The organism is Pseudomonas sp. GW531-T4 (assembly GCF_017349615.1).
In the GTDB taxonomy this organism is placed as follows: Bacteria; Pseudomonadota; Gammaproteobacteria; order Pseudomonadales; family Pseudomonadaceae; genus Aquipseudomonas; species Aquipseudomonas chlororaphis_I.
This window is the reverse complement of record NZ_JACMZT010000009.1, coordinates 144,089-161,712: the sequence shown is the minus strand read 5'-3', so window position 1 is coordinate 161,712 and position 17,624 is coordinate 144,089. Positions and strand designations below refer to the sequence as shown.

Annotated in this window: 18 protein-coding genes; 7 read left to right on the top strand and 11 right to left on the bottom strand. The window is 60.2% G+C overall.

Annotation, left to right across the window (positions count from 1 at the left end):
- Positions 1 to 39: 39 nt before the first annotated feature.
- Positions 40 to 1,395 (bottom strand): serine hydroxymethyltransferase, encoded by a 1,356-nt coding sequence (gene glyA, locus J4D28_RS10045; RefSeq protein ID WP_009050694.1) that lies wholly within the window; start codon positions 1,393 to 1,395, stop codon positions 40 to 42.
- A gap of 492 nt (positions 1,396 to 1,887) precedes the next feature.
- Between glyA and J4D28_RS10040 the strand changes: the two genes are divergently transcribed.
- Positions 1,888 to 2,490: a helix-turn-helix transcriptional regulator gene (locus tag J4D28_RS10040; RefSeq protein WP_009050695.1), complete on the top strand. Its 603-nt coding sequence runs from the start codon at positions 1,888 to 1,890 to the stop codon at positions 2,488 to 2,490.
- The gene (locus J4D28_RS10035) at positions 2,477 to 3,358 is read left to right on the top strand and encodes a queuosine precursor transporter (RefSeq protein WP_009050696.1); all 882 of its coding nucleotides are present in this window, start codon (positions 2,477 to 2,479) and stop codon (positions 3,356 to 3,358) included. The genes J4D28_RS10040 and J4D28_RS10035 overlap by 14 nt, the downstream gene beginning before the upstream one ends.
- Before the next feature lie 96 nt (positions 3,359 to 3,454).
- On the opposite strand, the gene queC is transcribed toward J4D28_RS10035, so the two are convergent.
- The 9 genes from queC to hmpA form a co-directional block, all read right to left on the bottom strand.
- Positions 3,455 to 4,153 carry a 7-cyano-7-deazaguanine synthase QueC gene (queC, locus tag J4D28_RS10030; protein WP_009050697.1) on the bottom strand — a complete coding sequence of 233 codons (699 nt, stop codon included), beginning with the start codon at positions 4,151 to 4,153 and terminating at the stop codon, positions 3,455 to 3,457.
- Between the two features lie 117 nt (positions 4,154 to 4,270).
- Complete coding sequence (gene cyoE, locus J4D28_RS10025) at positions 4,271 to 5,158, bottom strand: heme o synthase (RefSeq protein ID WP_007929705.1); 888 nt, start codon at positions 5,156 to 5,158, stop codon at positions 4,271 to 4,273.
- An 11-nt stretch (positions 5,159 to 5,169) separates the two neighbouring features.
- Positions 5,170 to 5,505, bottom strand: a complete 336-nt coding sequence (gene cyoD, locus J4D28_RS10020; protein ID WP_007929704.1) for a cytochrome o ubiquinol oxidase subunit IV — start codon at positions 5,503 to 5,505, stop codon at positions 5,170 to 5,172.
- The gene (locus J4D28_RS10015; protein WP_007929702.1) at positions 5,505 to 6,131 is read right to left on the bottom strand and encodes a cytochrome o ubiquinol oxidase subunit III; all 627 of its coding nucleotides are present in this window, start codon (positions 6,129 to 6,131) and stop codon (positions 5,505 to 5,507) included. Before J4D28_RS10015 ends, cyoD begins: the two co-directional genes overlap by 1 nt.
- 3 nt (positions 6,132 to 6,134) lie before the next feature.
- The gene (gene cyoB / locus J4D28_RS10010; protein WP_009045490.1) at positions 6,135 to 8,153 is read right to left on the bottom strand and encodes a cytochrome o ubiquinol oxidase subunit I; all 2,019 of its coding nucleotides are present in this window, start codon (positions 8,151 to 8,153) and stop codon (positions 6,135 to 6,137) included.
- 3 nt (positions 8,154 to 8,156) lie between these two features.
- A complete protein-coding gene (gene cyoA / locus J4D28_RS10005; protein ID WP_009050698.1) occupies positions 8,157 to 9,098 on the bottom strand; it encodes a ubiquinol oxidase subunit II in 942 nt (313 codons plus the stop codon).
- A 793-nt stretch (positions 9,099 to 9,891) separates the two neighbouring features.
- Positions 9,892 to 10,401: a disulfide bond formation protein B gene (locus J4D28_RS10000; protein ID WP_009045493.1), complete on the bottom strand. Its 510-nt coding sequence runs from the start codon at positions 10,399 to 10,401 to the stop codon at positions 9,892 to 9,894.
- Positions 10,402 to 10,425: 24 nt separating this feature from the next.
- Positions 10,426 to 10,965 (bottom strand): ester cyclase, encoded by a 540-nt coding sequence (locus J4D28_RS09995; protein ID WP_103331701.1) that lies wholly within the window; start codon positions 10,963 to 10,965, stop codon positions 10,426 to 10,428.
- 278 nt (positions 10,966 to 11,243) lie between these two features.
- Positions 11,244 to 12,425 (bottom strand): NO-inducible flavohemoprotein, encoded by a 1,182-nt coding sequence (gene hmpA, locus J4D28_RS09990; RefSeq protein ID WP_103331078.1) that lies wholly within the window; start codon positions 12,423 to 12,425, stop codon positions 11,244 to 11,246.
- Positions 12,426 to 12,581: 156 nt separating this feature from the next.
- On the opposite strand from hmpA, the gene norR reads away from it, so the two are divergent.
- The 5 genes from norR (at position 12,582) to J4D28_RS09965 (ending at position 17,106) form a co-directional block, all read left to right on the top strand.
- Complete coding sequence (norR, locus tag J4D28_RS09985) at positions 12,582 to 14,132, top strand: nitric oxide reductase transcriptional regulator NorR (protein WP_103331079.1); 1,551 nt, start codon at positions 12,582 to 12,584, stop codon at positions 14,130 to 14,132.
- 228 nt (positions 14,133 to 14,360) lie between these two features.
- Positions 14,361 to 15,263 (top strand): chemotaxis protein CheV, encoded by a 903-nt coding sequence (locus J4D28_RS09980; RefSeq protein ID WP_009050702.1) that lies wholly within the window; start codon positions 14,361 to 14,363, stop codon positions 15,261 to 15,263.
- Positions 15,264 to 15,266: 3 nt separating this feature from the next.
- A complete protein-coding gene (locus tag J4D28_RS09975) occupies positions 15,267 to 15,758 on the top strand; it encodes an N-acetyltransferase (RefSeq protein WP_103331080.1) in 492 nt (163 codons plus the stop codon).
- Positions 15,759 to 15,928: 170 nt separating this feature from the next.
- On the top strand, positions 15,929 to 16,264 hold the full coding sequence (locus J4D28_RS09970) for a hypothetical protein (RefSeq protein ID WP_016703527.1): 336 nt from the start codon (positions 15,929 to 15,931) through the stop codon (positions 16,262 to 16,264).
- 92 nt (positions 16,265 to 16,356) lie between these two features.
- Complete coding sequence (locus J4D28_RS09965; RefSeq protein ID WP_009050705.1) at positions 16,357 to 17,106, top strand: YkgJ family cysteine cluster protein; 750 nt, start codon at positions 16,357 to 16,359, stop codon at positions 17,104 to 17,106.
- A 128-nt stretch (positions 17,107 to 17,234) separates the two neighbouring features.
- Here J4D28_RS09965 and J4D28_RS09960 read toward each other — a convergent pair whose 3' ends face one another.
- The gene (locus J4D28_RS09960) at positions 17,235 to 17,477 is read right to left on the bottom strand and encodes a hypothetical protein (RefSeq protein ID WP_009050706.1); all 243 of its coding nucleotides are present in this window, start codon (positions 17,475 to 17,477) and stop codon (positions 17,235 to 17,237) included.
- Between the last annotated feature and the right edge of the window lie 147 nt (positions 17,478 to 17,624).

Sequence of the window (17,624 nt, the reverse complement as noted above, 5' to 3'; positions counted from 1 at the left end):
TCAGCGGCTGGCTCCTGCGAATGAAAGACCGGGCCCCCCTCAGTTGCCCCGGTAATCGGCGATGGGATACATCGCGCACAACGCCTCGGTCTGGAGTCGGAACTGCTCTTGCAACTCAGGCTCCAGGCTGTACTTCTGCTCGCTGAGTGGCGTGACCTTGTCCAGTATCCGGCACACCAGATCGACCACTTCACGACACCCTTGGGAATCGATGTAGCGTTGGGCGATGGAACCGGTGCCGAGACACAAGCCATTGGCGACGAATGAGGACCGGGTTTCCCCCAGTGCGCGGTTTTTACCCACGATGATCCCGCATCGCTCCAGTGCCGAGGCGGCAATCGAACCGCTGATGCCCCCACGCAACCTGAGCAGAACCGTGTGGTTCTCCGTCCCCCCGCCCACGACCTCGTAGCCCTGCGCCATGAATGCGCTGGCCATTGCATCGGCTGTGCTGCGAATCCGCCCCATGTAGGCATCGAACTCGGGGGACATCGCGTAGCCCAGCGCAGCGGCCTTGGCCGCGATCATGTTGACCGCCGGCGCGCCTTGCATCCGGGGGAATACCGCTTGCTCAAGGACCCGACTGAAGCTCGCCCTCAGGCCGGGAACCTTGGTGTCGGCGTCCCGGCCGGAAAGAATGAGGCCGCCACGAGGCCCCGCGAGTTGCTTGTGGGTACACGCGGTGGTGACATGCGCCACGTCGATCGGGCTCGGATGCCGCCCCGTGGCGACCAGCCCGGCGATATAGGAGATATCCGCCAGGAGGATGGCCCCGGCCTCGTCGGCAATAGCGCGAAAGCGTTGGAAGTCCACGACCCGGGAATAGGCGGTCGCACCGCAGATGATGATGCGCGGACGATGGGCGAGCGCCAGTTGGCGTACCTCTGCGTAATCGATCACGCCCTGCGAGGTAGTACCGTAGCGGATTGCCTTGTAGTGGGCGCCGGTGAATGCGACAGGGCTGCCGTGGGTCAGGTGCCCGCCATGATCGAGGGCCATTCCGAGAATGGTGTCCCCCGGCTCGAGCAGGGCAGCCAGCACTTGGTAGTTGGCGTTCGAGGCGGAGTGTGACTGGACGCTGGCATATTGCGCCCCGAACAACTCCCGCGCCCGGCGAATCGCCAGCGACTCGACCAGGTCGACGTTCTCGCAGCCAACCTGATGACGCTTGCCTGGCGTGCCCTCGGCTGTGACGTTGACCAGTGCCGAGGCAGACGCCGCCAGGATGCGAGGGTTGGCCGCGCAGGAGGATGAAACCAGGGACAGTGTGCGGTGTTGACGCGTGACTTCAGCGTCCAGGATCCCGGCCAGTTCGGCGTCTTCAGCGCGCAAATCCGCCAAACCACGTCGCAACAGGTCGGCCTGGTCCCTCAGTGGTTCTGTATAAGCTGCCATCGTTCGGTGTTCCTTCCTTGTCATTTGCGTGCTACGAACGACAGCACGCTTCCTGGTTTAACGTTCGTGGGCAGCTAATTAATCAAAAAATTAAACACTTTCCAAATTAAATGCTTCTTTTCCGAGGAGCGGGAAGGGACAGCAGGTTTGCGTTGCTGCTGGATGTTCGCCCATCCAGGCGATGGCACCGCGCATTTCGGGGCTTTATTGTCATGACAGGGACATGCAACACTTGCCCCCCGCGGTGCCCCCGGTCCGAACCCTCCCAAGGATTCCGGGCGCGCCCGATACCGACAGCGAAATATTCCAGGATGGATGCAGGCTGGCTAAAGGAGCACTAGCGAGTTGGTACAGACCACAAAGCCGACAAGCTCTTGCCGCATCAATCCGACTGTTCTCACCCCCTGGCGTCGAGCAGTTGAATGTCATGCACGCCACGCACGCTATGAAAGCCCCTAAGCGTGGCGACTATAAGGAAATGGTGAGCATTTGATGCACAGAAGAGAAAGAACAGAGTATTTGAAGAGCAATATCAAATACCTGATAAAAAGTCGCGGCGAGACGCAACTGTCTTTATGCAATGCCAGCGGCCTGACCAGGACGACCATCTACAACATTCTGGAAGGCAAGGTCAGCAACGTACAGCAATCCACCATTCGCAAAATCTCTGATTTCTTCGGTGTCTCCTACGAAGAAATAGAAACCGTCGATTTTGAAGAGAAGGAAATCATCGACAGCAGTATTTCCCCACAAGGAAACATGAACCCGGCGGCGGTTCCGATCCTCAAGGAAAGCCTGTTGATGATCAACATGGACAAGCGGATTGGCGAACTGGCCATCCTTCACCCACTGACCTATTACTTCGGCGCCTCCTACAACTTGATAGCGGTGCTGCTGGAGAATGAGATCAAGGGAATGTACGAGGCCGGCGACCTCTTGATCATTCAAAAGGGAGTGTCGAGCGACGACAAGGAAAAACTGGTCTACGACAGACAGGCAAGAAAGCTGTTCATCATCAATGAGCCATGCTCCGACTCAGACCGAGTACTTGTGGTGGGTGACATCATCGAGGAGCGATTCAATGGCAGCTTATGAAGGCGAACTCGAGAACAGCAAATATAAACTTCTGGGCTTTGAAAACAACAAGAGCCTGGCGGTGATCATGATCATCGCTACGGGCAAAGTCATAAAGATCAAACTGAGCGAAGTGCTTAACAGCGAAATAATGGAAAACCTGAACAAAATGGAAGTTAAAAACATCTACAAGAAGTTCTACTCCCAAGGAGGAGCGCTGACCGCATACGATCTGAATGACCGCCACGAAAGCTCATGGATGATTTATATCATCCTTAATCTGCTGCTCTTTACCTTCTATATCTTCACCAGCATTGCCGCCACCAAGCCCATTTATCTTGAATCACTTGGCATCATTATCACTCCGGGCACCTTCCTTTATCCCCTGACATTCCTGATCGTTGACCTGTTGAACGAAAACTTCGGACTGCGGCTGGCAAGAAAAGCGATCTTCTTTGCCTTCGCCAGCAACGCCATGATTATCATCCTGCTCTATGGCTCGACCTTTCTCCCCGGCCTGCCAGGCTGGAAGCTCGACACCCCGTACAACGACGTGATCATTCATGTGTCATCTGTCCTGGTGGCGTCCTCTGTCTCTTTCCTGGTTTCCGAGAACATCAACTCGTACTTGCTGTGCAAGATAAAAGAGCTGACGAACTCCAGGTTCCTGTTCCTGCGGATATTCTTGAGTACGCTGTTCGCGGTCATTATCGACAGCTTTGTGTTTTGCTACATCGCCTTTTATGGCTCGATGCAAAACAACGACATCCTGAACATGATTTATGTGCAGATCGCAATCAAGGTGTGCTTTGCCTTCTTCAACATCTTGCCTGCCTATGGAGCCAGGTCACTGTTCAAGAGATACATGACGGACAGCCAGACAAAGTAGTGCAACCACTCTTTATCTCAAGCTGATGGATTCAACACTCATCCGGCAGGTGTGGATGCAGTGTTGAAATCCATTGACGTGCTGTCGGTCAAGCCGTCATTGCAGATTCATCTTGCTTCTCAAGCTATTCATGACTTCTGTCTTGTTCCCCAGGTAATCATTCAGCCCTCTTGCACGAAGGTTGCACGCATCGCAATTGGCACAACCGCTGCCAAGCACGCCGTTGTAGCACGTCAGGGTCTGCTCGCGGATCAGGCTCAACTGATTGTGATGATCCGCCAGCGCCCACGTCTCCGACTTGTTCAGCCACATCAGTGGCGTATCAAGACGCAGGCGGTATTCCATGCCCAACTCGACGGCCTTGTTCAAGGCCTTTACAAACTCGTCACGGCAATCGGGATAACCCGAGAAGTCCGTTTCACACACCCCGGTAATGACCGTTTCAGCCTGTACCTGGTAGGCATAGATAGAGGCCAGGGTCAGAAACAGAATGTTTCTTCCCGGCACGAAAGTGCTAGGCAGGCTTTCACCTGAACTGTTCACCGTCGGCACCGGAATATTGTCTCGAGTGAGACTGCTGATCGCCAACTCATTGAGCAACGAAGCATCCAGCACTTTGTGGACTGTCGCCCCCAGCTGCTTCGCGAGCTGCTGCGCCACGTCTATTTCTGCGCGGTGGCGCTGGCCGTAATCAAAGGTAATACAGTGCACTTCATCATAGAGCGGCAATGCGTGGATCAGACAGGTCGTCGAGTCCTGCCCGCCACTGAATACGACAACAGCTTTTTTCTTCATCTTTCTGCTTCCTGCATGAATAGAGTCATTTGAATATTTAAACAGCCCACTGACTGACACTCAATAAAAAGCCCCGCGCTTCTGTCGAAGGCGGGGCTTTTTCATAGCCTTTGCAGCTTATGGCGCGTAGGTCAGCAGCAGTTCGCTCGGTACCTTGAAATCCAGGGACATCATCACGCTCAGCGCGGTGATGGTGAAGATCGAGAACACGAACAGCTTACGGGCCCAGACGGTGTCGTCCACCGCCTTGTAGCCGGTCCAGGCCATGTACAGCCAGTACATGCCCATCGCGGCCGCGACGGCCAGGTAGCTCATGCCGGCATACCCGCTGAAGGTCAGCATCAGGGTCGCCACCAGGAACGCCAGGATGTAGAGCAGGATGTGCTTCTTGGCCACCAGGATGCCGCGCTTCACTGGCAGCACCGGAATCGATGCGGCCAGGTAATCGTTGAAGCGGAAGATCGCGATGGCGTAGGAATGCGGCATCTGCCACAGGCTGAACATCACCAGCAGGGTCAGCGCGGCCATGTCGAAGCTGTTGCTCACGGCCACGTAACCGATCACCGGCGGCATCGCCCCGGACAGGCTGCCCACCAGCGTGCCGTGCACCGACTTGCGCTTGAGGTACAGGCTGTAGAAGCCGACGTAGATGACAAAGCCGATCACGGCAAACAGCGCCGCCAGCGGATTGGCCACCTTGTACAACAACGCAACGCCGGCGACACCCAGGAGGGTCGCGTAGACCAGTGCCACTTTCAGGGAGATCAGGCCCTGAACCAGCACGCGGTTCTTGGTGCGCTCCATCTTCAGGTCGATGTCGCGGTCGATGCAGTTGTTGAACACGCAACCGGAAGCTACCACCAGGGACGTGCCGATCATCGCGGCCAGGAAGATGGCCAGATCGACATGTCCCTTGGAGGCCAGGAAAAAACCGCCCGCCACAGAAAGCACGTTACCGAAAATGATCCCCGGTTTGGTGATTTGGATAAAGTGCTTGAGCGACATCGGGTCTTACCTCACTTCGCCATCATGTAGGTGTGGATGCTGAACATGATCCACAACGACAGACCAACCAGCAGGACGATCACCAGCGCAGCGAAGACGAACGCGATCACGTTGTTACGCTGGGCCTCGGAGCGGTCCAGGTGCAGGAAGTACACCAGGTGAACCAGGACCTGGATCACCGCGAAGGCGAGCACGATCATCAGGGTGATGGATTTCGGCAGGGTCGGGTACATCACCAGGCCGAACGGGATGATCGTCAGGATCACCGACAGGATGAAGCCGATGGCGTACGACTTTACGCTGCCGTGGCCAGCATCATGGCTGTCATGGGAGTGTGCATTAGCCATTACATAGTCCCCATCAGGTAAACAACGGTGAAGACGCAGATCCAGACCACGTCCAGGAAGTGCCAGAACAGGCTCAGGCAGCTCAGGCGGGTCTTGTTGGTTGCGGTCAGGCCGTGCTTGTTGACCTGATACATCATGATCGCCATCCAGATCAGGCCAGCGGTCACGTGCAGACCGTGGGTACCGACCAGGGTGAAGAACCCGGACAGGAAGCCGCTGCGGCTAGGGCCGTAGCCTTCGGAGATCAGCAGGTGGAACTCGTTGATCTCCATGCCGATGAAGCCCAGGCCGAACAGGAAGGTCAGGGCCAGCCAGCCCAGGACCTGCTTCTTGTTACCCCGGAAGAACGCCAGCATGGCGAAGCCGTAGGTGATCGAACTGAACAGCAGCAAGGCGGTTTCGCCGAGCACGTAAGGCAGTTCGAAGATGTCGTGGCCCGACGGGCCACCCGCTACGTTGTTTACCAGTACCGCGTACACCGCGAAGATCGACGCAAACAGAATGCAGTCGGTCATCAGGTAGAGCCAGAAACCGTATACGGTCATCTCGCCCGAGTCGTGGTGATGGTCATCGTGCCCATGGTCATCGACATGGGTGTGTCCAGCATTGGTCACTAAGTTCGACATGGTTTAAGCCTGTTCCAACGAGGTTTCTACACGGTTGGCCGGAATCTTCTTCTCGGCTACCAGGCGAGCGTGCTGCTCGGCTTCGATGCGTTCGATCACGTCGACCGGCACCATGTAGCCTTGATCATCGCGAGCCGCGTGGATCACGAAATAGATCACGGTACCGGCCAGGCTAGCGATCGCCAGCCACCAGATGTGCCAGATCATCGCGAAACCGAAGACGGTCAACAGAGCACCCATCACCAGGCCGGTGGCGGTGTTGTTCGGCATGTGGATCGGTTCGTAGCGAGCAGGCTTCTGGTACGCGGTACCGTTTTCCTTGGCTTCGGTGAACGGGTCGATTCCATTGGCCTTCGGCAGTACGGCGAAGTTGTAGAACGGTGGTGGCGACGAAGTCGACCATTCCAGGGTGTGGGCATTCCATGGGTCGCCGGAAACACACTGGTTCTGCTTGCGATCACGCACGCTGACGTACAGCTGGATCAGCTGGCAGGCGATACCGATGGCGATCATCACCGCACCGAACATGGCGACGTACAGGTACGGCACCCACTCAGGGTTGGTCGTGGCGTTCAGGCGACGGGTCATGCCCATGAAGCCCAGTGCATAGAGCGGCATGAAGGCGACGAAGAAGCCCGAGATCCAGAACCAGAATGCAGCCTTGCCCCAGCCTTCGTGCAGCTTGAAGCCGAACGCTTTCGGGAAGTAGAAGCTGAAACCAGCGATGTAGCCGAATACAGCACCACCGATGATCACGTTGTGGAAGTGCGCGATCACGAACAGGCTGTTGTGCAGGACGAAGTCGGCACCCGGGATGGCCAGCAGTACGCCGGTCATGCCGCCGATGGCGAAGGTCACCATGAAGCCCAGGGTCCACAGGACCTGGCTGGTGATACGCAGACGGCCGTGGTAGATGGTGAACAGCCAGTTAAATAGCTTCACACCCGTCGGGATGGAAATCAGCATGGTCGCTAGGCCGAAGAAGGCGTTGACGCTGGCACCCGAACCCATGGTGAAGAAGTGGTGCAGCCAGACCATGAAGCCCAGTACCGAGATCGCGCCGGAAGCGTAGATCATCGAGTGGTGGCCGAACAGGCGCTTGCCCGAGAAGGTCGAGATGACTTCGGAGAAGATACCGAACGCCGGCAGGATCAGGATGTACACCTCAGGGTGACCCCAAGCCCAGAACAGGTTCACGTACATCATTGGATTGCCACCAAGTTCATTGGTGAAAATGTGGAAATCCATGTAACGGTCAAGCGTCAGCAGTGCCAGAGTAGCGGTCAGGATCGGGAACGAAGCGACGATCAGTACGTTGGCCCAGGTGCAGGTCCAGGTGAAGATCGGCATGTCCATCATCTTCATGCCCGGGGTACGCATTTTCAGCACGGTGGCCAGGAAGTTGACCCCCGTTAGCGTCGTCCCTAGCCCGGATAGCTGTAGCGCCCAGATGTAGTAGTCGACACCCACGCCCGGACTGTATTGCAGGCCCGACAGCGGCGGATACGCAACCCAGCCGGTCTTGGCGAATTCGCCGACGCCCAGGGACAGGTTGATCAGCACGACGCCGGAAACCAGCAGCCAGAAGCTCAGGGAGTTGAGGAACGGATAGGCAACGTCACGCGCGCCGATCTGCAGCGGCACTGCGAGGTTCATCAGGCCGGTGAAGAATGGCATCGCCATGAAGATGATCATGATCACACCGTGGGCGGTGAAGATCTGGTCATAGTGTTCAGGAGGCAGGTAGCCCGGCGAACCCTCGGTGGCCATGGCCAGCTGGGTACGCATCATGATCGCGTCGGCGAAGCCGCGCAGGAGCATGACCATGGCGACGATGATGTACATCACGCCGATTTTCTTGTGGTCGACCGAAGTCAGCCATTCGGTCCACAGGTAGGACCACTTCTTGAAGTACGTGATACCCGCGACAAGCGCCAGACCACCGAGGATGATCATGGCAACGGTCACCATGACAATCGGCTCGTGGAACGGTATCGCGTCCAGACTTAATTTACCAAACATCGTTTACTCCTCTGCCCCAGCAGCTGAATGCGAGCTCATGTCAGTCCCTTCCACAGCGGCCACTTCTTTCTTCTCGTGCTTGACCGGCTTGCCTGGTTTCATGCCTTCATACTTGTCGACGATTTTCTGAAACAGGTCCGGCGTGTACGAGGAGTACAGCGCGACAGGGTTGTTCTGGCTTGGCTTGGCAAGGGCTTCGTATTCAGCTTGATCAAGCTGTTTAGGTGCGGCCTTGACTTCGGCTACCCAGGCGTCGAAATCTTCCTGGCTCGTCGAGATCGCTTTGAATTTCATGCCGGTGAAGCCAGCGCCGCTGTAGTTAGCGGAGATGCCTTCCATTTCAGCTTTCTGGTTGGCGATCAGGTGCAGCTTGGTCTGCATGCCTGCCATCGCGTAGATCTGGCCGCCCAGGGCAGGGATGAAGAACGAGTTCATCACAGCGTCGGAGGTGATCTTGAAGTTCAGCGGAGTGTGCTCCGGGAACCGGATTTGGTTAACCGTGGCGATACCCTGGTCCGGGTAGATGAACAGCCACTTCCAGTCCAGCGCGACCACTTCGATGTTGATCGGCTTGGCGTCGGATTCCAGCGGACGATACGGGTCCAGCGCGTGGGTGGACTTGTAGGTCACATAACCCAGGGCAATGATGATGAGGATCGGGACCAGCCACACCGCGATTTCGATCTTGGTGGAGTGCGACCACTTGGGCGCGTAGGTCGCGTTGGTGTTGGACGCGCGGTATTTCCAGGCGAACGCGAAGGTCATCACGATCACCGGGATCACGACCAGCAGCATCAGCAAGGTAGCGGTGATGATCAGGTTTCGCTCATCCAGACCGACCTGTCCTTTCGGGTCGAGCAAGGTCCACTTGCAGCCTCCCAGCATTAACATCATGCCAAGCAGCGGCAAAAAGCCTAGTAATCGGGGGTACCTGTTTTTACTCATCTCACGACCTCTAAAGCAGCTTGCGCAATGCAGTTGGGTTTTGATGGCCAACACTTCACCGTGCCAAGGGTTGGCATTTTTTCTTCGATTGAATAAGGGCCTGCCCGGCGCGTTACGCGCTGTTTGACAAATCCTGGGCTAGCAGTGAGTTCTTATTCGAATTCGTGGTCAAAGGCCTTGTTACAGACCAATTCCATTTGGTGCGGATATTTGGAAGGTGCCGACACCTGGGGTCGCATGGAGCGTCCAACGCCCCTCGACCGCCGCCGTAAGCTCAGGGTGAGCAGCGCCGGAAATTCAGTGCGGGCGATTGTAGATATGTAGCGTTTTATAAACCATGTCTTATCCCGAAATAATTTTTATCGGTTCGCGCAACAATGCGTGGCGATTATTGCAACGGGTCGCGATCATATCGAGATTCATTCGCAATAAAAAGCCCCAAAAACGCCTTCCAGCCAGCTCGAAAAAGGGGCCTTTCACTCGTGCAAAATCCACCGATGGCATCGCGCTATCCCTTGTAAAACGAGGGCTGAAACGATTTATTTAGATAGCCGGCTATGTTTGTTTTGCCGCTCACTGCGCCAACACGAACTGACAGACTTTTTCCGTTTCTGACACAAAAAAAACGGCGTACTGTCATCTGCGCAAACACAGGTGCGACACCCTCCATGTGACAACATGTCGCACGTTTATCGCACGTCCGATTGCCCCATATCACGCCCCTTTCGCACATTGTCCTACACGCAAAAATGCCCCGGCCCCGAACATCGGGAGCGGGGCTTTTTACGCCGGGTCAGGCGCTTTGGCGACGGTTACGAATGATGCCCAGCGGCACCAGCACCAGGGTCAGCACAAAGGCCACCAGCGCCCACTGCGCCAGGGACAGGCCCAGCACCGGCGGGTACGGCGTGGAGCAGAAGCCATCGACCTGGAACCCCAGCGGGAAGACGGTCGCCAACGGCAGGCTGTCGACGATCGGCTGCAGCACATCGATGCCGCAACTGACCGCAGGATGGGCCTGGGTGTAGACGTGATGCCCCGCCACCGCCGCGCCGAACAGCGCGCTGAGCATGACCAACGCTTCCAGCACCGTGAGACTGCGACGGCTGCGCATGGCCGCGCCGATGAAGGCGAAAATCGCGATCAGCAGAAACGCGTAGCGCTGCAGGATGCACAGCGGGCAAGGCGCCTCGCCCAGCACCACCTGCATGTACAGCGCGCCGCCGATCAGCGCCAGGCAGATCACCCCCAGCAACACCAGAAAACGTCGCTCGCGCCCCAAGCGCAGTGTGTCGTCAGTCATCCTCAATTCCTTTCTGTCTGTGGCTCAACCCGATGGCAGCGCTTGCAACTGCTGCATCAGGCTGAGGTTGTCTTCGATATGCCAATTGGCCGTGATCCGGCCATCGGCGATCTGATAAATGTCGGTTGCCCGGAAGTCTACACGCTGACCATGACCTTTGAGTGCATTGAAGGTCCCGCTGAAGTGCCCGCGAAAATGCAGGTGCAGCACCACCCGGTCCCCGGCCACGATCATCTGCTCGATTTGTGCGCTCAAGTCCGGCACCGCCGTACGAAAGAAGCGCGACGCCAGCAGCGGCCCGGTCGGGCCCTGGACCCGCCCTGCAGGCGGCGTCATATCGACGAAGTTCTCCGCCAGCGCAGCCTTGGCCAGGCTTTCATCGCCGCTGTTCCAGAAACTGCCGTAGCGCCGCGCGGCCAGTTCCATGGCCTCGCGCTGGGCCTTGGGCAGGCTCTGGTCGACGACCAGGGTTTGCGCCTGGAGCAAGGCCGGCTCGGCGAAAACCAGGGGACTGGCGAGCAAGGTTGCGGCCAGGGTGATGCGGGGAATGGCTGAGAGTTGCATGGGATGATCCTGATCAGTGCGAACGAGCGCCTATCATCAGCATCGGGGAATTAACGATAAACAGGTTAAGAACGGATTAACCTTTAAAGGATTTTTACGAGTGCGGCCTGTAGCCGCTGGCGCAGCCTGCGACCGGTTGCGCAGCGACCGTCAGCCTGAGCTCGCGGTTTGCCTGGTGTACTCGGGGGGATAGTGTTGCGAGCGCTGCGCGCTCGATCGCAGGCTGCGCCAGCGGCTACAAAGAGGCCAGCCTCCGGGCGGAGGCTGGCCGATGGGGGTTACTCCAGGGCCGCGGCCGGGCCGAAGAACTCGTAGCGGCTTTGCTTTTCCGGTACGCCCAGGGCCTTGAGGTGGCGCTTGATCGCCGCCATGAAGGCTTTCGGGCCAAGGAAGTAGGCGTCCAGGTCACGCTCCTGCGGCAACCATGCGGCCAGTTGTTCCTGGCTCAGCAGGCCGACCTTGTCCGCCGCCGGGCTGACGCCGTCGTCTTCGGCGTAGCAGTAGAAGCGCTTGAGTTGCGGATGACGCGCGGCCAGACCGTCGACCCAATCGCGGAACGCATGCACCCCGCCGTTGCGCGCGCAGTGGATAAAGTGCACCGGACGCTGGCTGGCCAGGGCGGCCTCGAGCATCGGCAGGGTCGGAGTGATGCCGACGCCACCGCTGATCAGCACCAGCGGCTTGTCGCTGTCCGCCAGGGTGAATTCGCCCGCCGGCGGGAACAGCTGGATGCTGGCGCCAACCTGCATCTGGTCGTGCAAATAGTTGGAAGCGCGGCCACCGGCTTCGCGCTTGACGCTGATGCGGTACTGGTCGGCGTCGGACAGGGCCGACAGCGAGTAGTTGCGGCGGATTTCCTCGCCATCGAGGAACAGTTGCATGCCGATGTACTGACCCGGCTCGGCGGCGAGAATCGGGCCGTTATCCACAGGCTCGAAATAGAACGAGGTGATTTCCGCGCTCTCCTGCTCCCGGCGGACCAGCTTGAATTCCCGCGCGCCGCGCCAGCCGCCCGGGGCCTGGGCCTTCTGGTCGTAGATCGCGCCTTCGGCACCGATCAGGATATCCGCCAACTGGTTATAGGCCGCGCCCCAGGCGTTCATCACCGCCGGCGTGGCGATCTCTTCGCCCAGCACTTCGGAAATGGCGCGCAGCAGGCAGCTGCCGACGATCGGGTAATGCTCCGGCAGGATCTGCAGGGCCACGTGCTTGTTGATGATCTTCGCCACCAGGTCGCCCAACTGGTCGAGCTGGTCGATGTGCCGGGCGTACATCAATACGCCGTTGGCCAGGGCCCGTGGCTGGTCGCCGCTGGCCTGGTGCGCCTGGTTGAACAGCGGGCGCACTTGCGGATACTCGGAGAGCATCATCCGGTAGAAGTGGGTGATCAGGGCTTCGCCACCGCTTTCCAGCAGCGGAACGGTGGATTTGATGATGGCACGATCTTCGACGCTAAGCATAAGTACAACTCCTGAGCTTTCTGACTACTTGCAGGTTGCCCTTTACCAATCAGTTTTCGTGCCAACAATAAAAACCATATAAATCAATATCTTAAAATAACTGTAGTCATATCGACACACCGGCATTTATAGTCATTAAGACCATACGGAGTCATTATGACCGCAAAGTCCCTGCTCACCGCCTTGTTGCCCCTGGTCTCCGACCTGTCCCGCGAACTGCCCGAAGGCGAGCGCTACCGCCGCCTGCTGGAAGCCATGCGCGCCCTGCTGCCCTGCGACGCCGCCGCGCTGCTGCGCCTGGATGGCGAATGGCTGGTGCCGCTGGCAGTGGACGGCCTGAGCACCGACACCCTGGGCCGGCGTTTCAAGGTCAGCGAACACCCGCGTTTCGCCGCCCTGCTCAGCCATCCCGGCCCTACCCGCTTCGCCAGCGACAGCGACTTGCCGGACCCTTACGACGGCCTGGTGGATGGCCTGCATGAACACCTGGAAGTCCACGACTGCATGGGCTGCCCGCTGTTTATCGACGAACGCCCCTGGGGCCTGCTGACCCTGGATGCCCTCGACCCGCAGCGCTTCGAGCCGATCGAACTGGATGCCCTGCAGGCCTTCGCCAGCCTGGCGGCGGCTACCGTCAACGCCGCCGAGCGCATCGAGCGCCTGGCCCTGCGCGCCGAAGACGAACACCAGCGCGCCGAGGTCTATCGCCAGGCCAGCGGCCAGAACCGCGAAATGATCGGCCAGAGCAAGGCGCACAAACGCCTGCTGGAGGAAATCGGCCTGGTCGGCGGCAGCGACCTGACGGTGCTGATCACCGGCGAAACCGGGGTTGGCAAGGAACTGGTGGCCCAGGCCATCCATGCCGCCTCGCCCCGGGCCGACAAGCCGCTGATCAGCCTCAACTGCGCCGCCCTGCCCGACACCCTGGTGGAAAGCGAACTGTTCGGCCATGTACGCGGCGCCTTCACCGGCGCCACCAACGACCGCCGCGGCAAATTCGAGCTGGCCAATGGCGGCACGCTGTTTCTCGACGAAGTGGGCGAGTTGTCGCTGACCGTCCAGGCCAAGCTGCTGCGCGTGCTGCAAAGCGGCCAGCTGCAACGCCTGGGGTCGGACCAGGAGCATCAGGTCGACGTGCGGCTGATCGCCGCCACCAACCGCGACCTGGCCGAAGAAGTGCGCAGCGGCCGCTATCGCGCGGACTTCTATCACCGCCTCAGCGTCTACCCGCTGCTGGTGCCGGCCCTGCGCGACCGCGGCCGCGATGTGTTGCTGCTCAGCGGCTACTTCCTCGAACAGAATCGCTCGCGCATGGGCCTGGGCAGCCTGCGCCTGACCAGCGATGCCCAGGCGGCGCTGCTGGCCTACGCCTGGCCGGGCAACGTGCGCGAGCTGGAACACCTGATCGGCCGCAGCGCCCTCAAGGCCCTGGGTAGCTGCCGCGAACGGCCGAAGATCCTCAGCCTGAGCGCCGCCGACCTGGACCTGCCGGACGCCTCGGCACCGATCGCGCCCCAGCCCGCCCCGGCAGCCATGGCCGAGATTCCCGGCAGTGGCGATCTGCGCCAGGCCACCGAAAACTACCAGCGCCAGCTGATCAGCGCCTGCCTTGAGCGTCACCAGCACAACTGGGCCAGCGCCGCCCGCGAGCTGGGCCTGGACCGCGCCAACCTGGGGCGCATGGCCAAGCGCCTGGGACTGAAATAAAGAGTGCGAACCTTGTAGGAGCGAGCTTGCTCGCGATGCGATAGCGAACTCACAAGCGACCTTCGGCCTATCGCGAGCAAGCTCGCTCCTACAATTGTCGTAATACCGCGTGCGTTGATCCGCAAACCGACAAAGCCGCTAAAGCCAGCCCTCTACACGTCGATAACCCGTTATCGCTAGCTGTTCGCGACCTATTGCGCGAACCACCTTTTTCCACAGAAGGTTTTTATGTCTTCCAACAAAGCCCGCGCAGATTCCCTTTCGCTTCTGCTGTTCACCTTGCGCAGCGGCAAGCTGATGGCAATCAACCTGCTCAAAGTCAGTGAAATCATTCCCTGCCCGCCGCTGACCAAACTGCCGGAATCGCACCCGCACGTGAAAGGCATCGCCACCCTGCGCGGTAATTCGCTGTCGGTCATCGACTTGAGCCGGGCCATCGGCGAACGGCCGCTGGAAGACCCGGAGGGCGGCTGCCTGATCGTCACCGACGTCAGCCGCTCCAAGCAGGGCCTGCATGTGCAGGCGGTGAGCAAGATCGTGCATTGCCTGACCACCGATATCCGTCCGCCGCCCTATGGCTCCGGCGGGGTCAAGTCCTATATCACCGGGGTCACCCAGGTCGACGGCACCCTGGTGCAGGTGCTGGACATCGAGAAAGTCATCCACGGCATCGCCCCGGCGCAGATCGAAACCGCGCCGACCGAACTGAGCATGGAAGACGCCGAACTGCTGGGTAACGCGCGGATCCTGGTGGTCGACGACAGCCAGGTGGCCCTGCAGCAGTCGGTGCATACCCTGCGCAACCTCGGCCTGCAATGCCACACCGCGCGCAGCGCCAAGGAGGCCATCGACTGCCTGCTGGACCTGCAAGGCACCGCCCAGGAAATCAACCTGATCGTCTCGGACATCGAGATGTCGGAGATGGACGGCTATGCCCTGACCCGCACCCTGCGCGAGACCCCGGACTTCGCCCACCTCTACGTCTTGCTGCATACCTCGCTGGACAGCGCCATGAACGCGGAAAAGGCCCGCCTGGCCGGCGCCAACGCGGTGCTGACCAAGTTCTCCTCGCCGGACCTGACCCGCTGCCTGATCGAAGCGGCCCGTCACGTCGCCGCCCAGAGCGCCTGAGCCATGGCCGACGACTACTGCCTGCTGATGCGCCGCGACCTGACCGGGCAACCGGCTCCCGCCAGCTGGCCGGCCGCCTTCAGCCTCGACAGCTATCGGCCGGAACTGGCCGAAGCGGTGCATGGCCTGATGCACCTTGGCTACCAGGACGGCGGCGGGCGCGTGCCGGAGCTGGACAGCTGGCGTCAACGTTTCGAAAGCGACGCCGAATACGACCCGCAACTGTGCCTGGTGGCCCAGGATGCCGAGGGCGTCGTCGGGGTGATCCAGTGCTGGACCAGCGCCTATATCAAGGATCTGGTGGTGTATCCGCGGGCCCGCCGCCAGGGCCTGGGGCGGGCCTTGCTGCTGCAGGCCTTCGAGGTCTTCCGCCAGCGCCGCGAGGCCTTTGTCGACCTGCGGGTGCTGGAAGACAACCAGCGAGCCCGCGGGCTGTATGACAGCGTCGGCATGGTCACGATCCGCCGCGAGCAGGTTCCCCAGACGCCGCTGTAACCTGTAGCCGCTGCCGCAGGCTGCGATAAGGTCCGCAGGACCTTCAGCGATTTCAAGATCGCCGCGGCCGTTCCGGCCGATCGCAGCCTGCGGCAGCGGCTACAGATCTTTCATCGCCCGCGCCTCAGGCATACTCCTGCGCATACCCGCGAACGAAGGAACGCCCCGCCATGAAAGCCCTGTCTCTGAGCCTCGCCTGCCTGACCGCCCTCCTCGCCAGCCAGGCCCAGGCCTCCAGCCCGGATGCCTGGGCGACATTCGACAAGCAGGTGCGGGCCAGTTGCACCAAGGCCAGCCAGCTGAAGAATGTCAAAGTGCTGGGCAATGCCGCGCAGTTCGACGACCGGGTTGGCTACAGCGCCTTGCTGCTTCAGGGCCAGTACCCGCAAAAACACATGAAGGGCCAGACCGGCATGGAACTGTGCCTGTACGACAAGCAGCGCAAGAGCGCCCATGTCACCGAATGGGATTCGATCCGCCCCGCCCTCGAGGCCAAGGGCCGGTGACTGGCGCATAACTTGCTTCGAGAGCGCTATTTAGAGGGCGATGTGAGTCATTCCGTCGCCGCTTCCACCTTTCGACTATGGCTGTCGGCTCAATGAATACTCGTTTTTCCTGCGTAGGCTGCGGCAAGTGCTGCAACGATCACCACGTCCCCCTGACCCTCGGCGAAGCCCGCCAGTGGGCGCTGGATGGCGGCCAGGTGATCGTGCTGGCGGAGGGGTTCCTGAGCAATGGCCTGGGGCTGCCGGCCCAGCAGCGCGAACACGCCGAACGGCGTTCCTGCGTGGTGCCCAGCGGCACAGCCCAGGCCCACGTGGCAATCACTTTCGCCGCCTACAACGTCGGCCCCTGCCGGAATCTTGACGAAGACCAGCTGTGCCGGATCTATGAGCGCCGGCCACTGGTGTGCCGCATCTACCCGATGGAAATCAATCCGCACATCCCGCTCAACCCGGCGATCAAGGATTGCCCGCCCGAGTCCTGGGAAAAAGGCCCGCAGCTGATTGTCGGCGGTGAACTGGTGGACCGGGAACTGGCCGAACTGATCCAGCGTTCACGCCAGGCCGACCGCGACGATATCCACAGCAAACAAGCCATCTGCCAACTGCTGGGGATTCACACCACCGCCCTCAAGGGCGATGGCTTTACCGCCTACCTGCCGGACATGGCTGCCCTGGCCGAAGCCATCGAGCAGGTCCAGGCGCAACCGCTGGCCGCGCCGGCCAGCGAGTGGCTGTTCCATGTCTCCGGCGCGGACATTGCCGGGCAGGTGCAGGAGGCCGGCGCCCAGGTGGTGACCGAGGCGCCACTCACCTACGCCTTCATTTCCCTGCGCGCGGCCTGACCTGTAGCCGCGGCCGCAGGCTCGGGCCGCGTTCGGACAATCGCGCCCGAAGAGAGCGCAAGACCTCAAGATTGTCGAAGGCCTACGGTCTTATCGCAGCCTGCGGCAGCGGCTACAAAAGCTCAGGTTCAGCGCTTGCCCATCGAGCGACGGGTGCCGGGTGGCGCCGCGCCCGGGGTCTTGGTGTGGCCGTTGGTGGCGCCGTTCTTGTACCAGGGTTGCTGGGCATTCTTGGCCTGGGCGAACTCGGACGGCTTGAACGGAAACTTGAACGGCGCGATCGCCGGCTTGCCTTCGCCAGGCGCGTTGGCGTCATCGACCTGGTCGGCGCTGGGAGCGTCGGACACAGGCGGTTGTGCTGGGGTAGTCATGGAAGCTCCGGGGTGAAAAGCAAAGGCCGGGCCCGGGCAAGCGGGCCGCGAGGGCCGGCAGTATACCCAGGTTGCGGGTCTTTGACCTGCCGCGACCGGCATGGGCCAGGGTCATCGGTCGGCCTTTGCTGACAGCGCTGTCAGGCA

What these genes read in the sequence shown, in the direction of transcription:
- J4D28_RS10040 (WP_009050695.1), top strand. Translation starts at nt 1,888, where the DNA reads ATGCACAGAAGAGAAAGAACAGAGTATTTGAAGAGCAATATCAAATAC.
- cyoA (WP_009050698.1), bottom strand. Translation starts at nt 9,098, where the DNA reads ATGAGTAAAAACAGGTACCCCCGATTACTAGGCTTTTTGCCGCTGCTT.
- J4D28_RS09995 (WP_103331701.1), bottom strand. Translation starts at nt 10,965, where the DNA reads ATGCAACTCTCAGCCATTCCCCGCATCACCCTGGCCGCAACCTTGCTC.
- queC (WP_009050697.1), bottom strand. Translation starts at nt 4,153, where the DNA reads ATGAAGAAAAAAGCTGTTGTCGTATTCAGTGGCGGGCAGGACTCGACG.
- J4D28_RS10015 (WP_007929702.1), bottom strand. Translation starts at nt 6,131, where the DNA reads ATGTCGAACTTAGTGACCAATGCTGGACACACCCATGTCGATGACCAT.
- J4D28_RS09965 (WP_009050705.1), top strand. Translation starts at nt 16,357, where the DNA reads ATGAATACTCGTTTTTCCTGCGTAGGCTGCGGCAAGTGCTGCAACGAT.
- J4D28_RS10000 (WP_009045493.1), bottom strand. Translation starts at nt 10,401, where the DNA reads ATGACTGACGACACACTGCGCTTGGGGCGCGAGCGACGTTTTCTGGTG.
- norR (WP_103331079.1), top strand. Translation starts at nt 12,582, where the DNA reads ATGACCGCAAAGTCCCTGCTCACCGCCTTGTTGCCCCTGGTCTCCGAC.
- J4D28_RS09960 (WP_009050706.1), bottom strand. Translation starts at nt 17,477, where the DNA reads ATGACTACCCCAGCACAACCGCCTGTGTCCGACGCTCCCAGCGCCGAC.
- hmpA (WP_103331078.1), bottom strand. Translation starts at nt 12,425, where the DNA reads ATGCTTAGCGTCGAAGATCGTGCCATCATCAAATCCACCGTTCCGCTG.
- glyA (WP_009050694.1), bottom strand. Translation starts at nt 1,395, where the DNA reads ATGGCAGCTTATACAGAACCACTGAGGGACCAGGCCGACCTGTTGCGA.
- J4D28_RS09980 (WP_009050702.1), top strand. Translation starts at nt 14,361, where the DNA reads ATGTCTTCCAACAAAGCCCGCGCAGATTCCCTTTCGCTTCTGCTGTTC.
- J4D28_RS10035 (WP_009050696.1), top strand. Translation starts at nt 2,477, where the DNA reads ATGGCAGCTTATGAAGGCGAACTCGAGAACAGCAAATATAAACTTCTG.
- cyoD (WP_007929704.1), bottom strand. Translation starts at nt 5,505, where the DNA reads ATGGCTAATGCACACTCCCATGACAGCCATGATGCTGGCCACGGCAGC.
- cyoE (WP_007929705.1), bottom strand. Translation starts at nt 5,158, where the DNA reads ATGTCGCTCAAGCACTTTATCCAAATCACCAAACCGGGGATCATTTTC.
- J4D28_RS09975 (WP_103331080.1), top strand. Translation starts at nt 15,267, where the DNA reads ATGGCCGACGACTACTGCCTGCTGATGCGCCGCGACCTGACCGGGCAA.
- J4D28_RS09970 (WP_016703527.1), top strand. Translation starts at nt 15,929, where the DNA reads ATGAAAGCCCTGTCTCTGAGCCTCGCCTGCCTGACCGCCCTCCTCGCC.
- cyoB (WP_009045490.1), bottom strand. Translation starts at nt 8,153, where the DNA reads ATGTTTGGTAAATTAAGTCTGGACGCGATACCGTTCCACGAGCCGATT.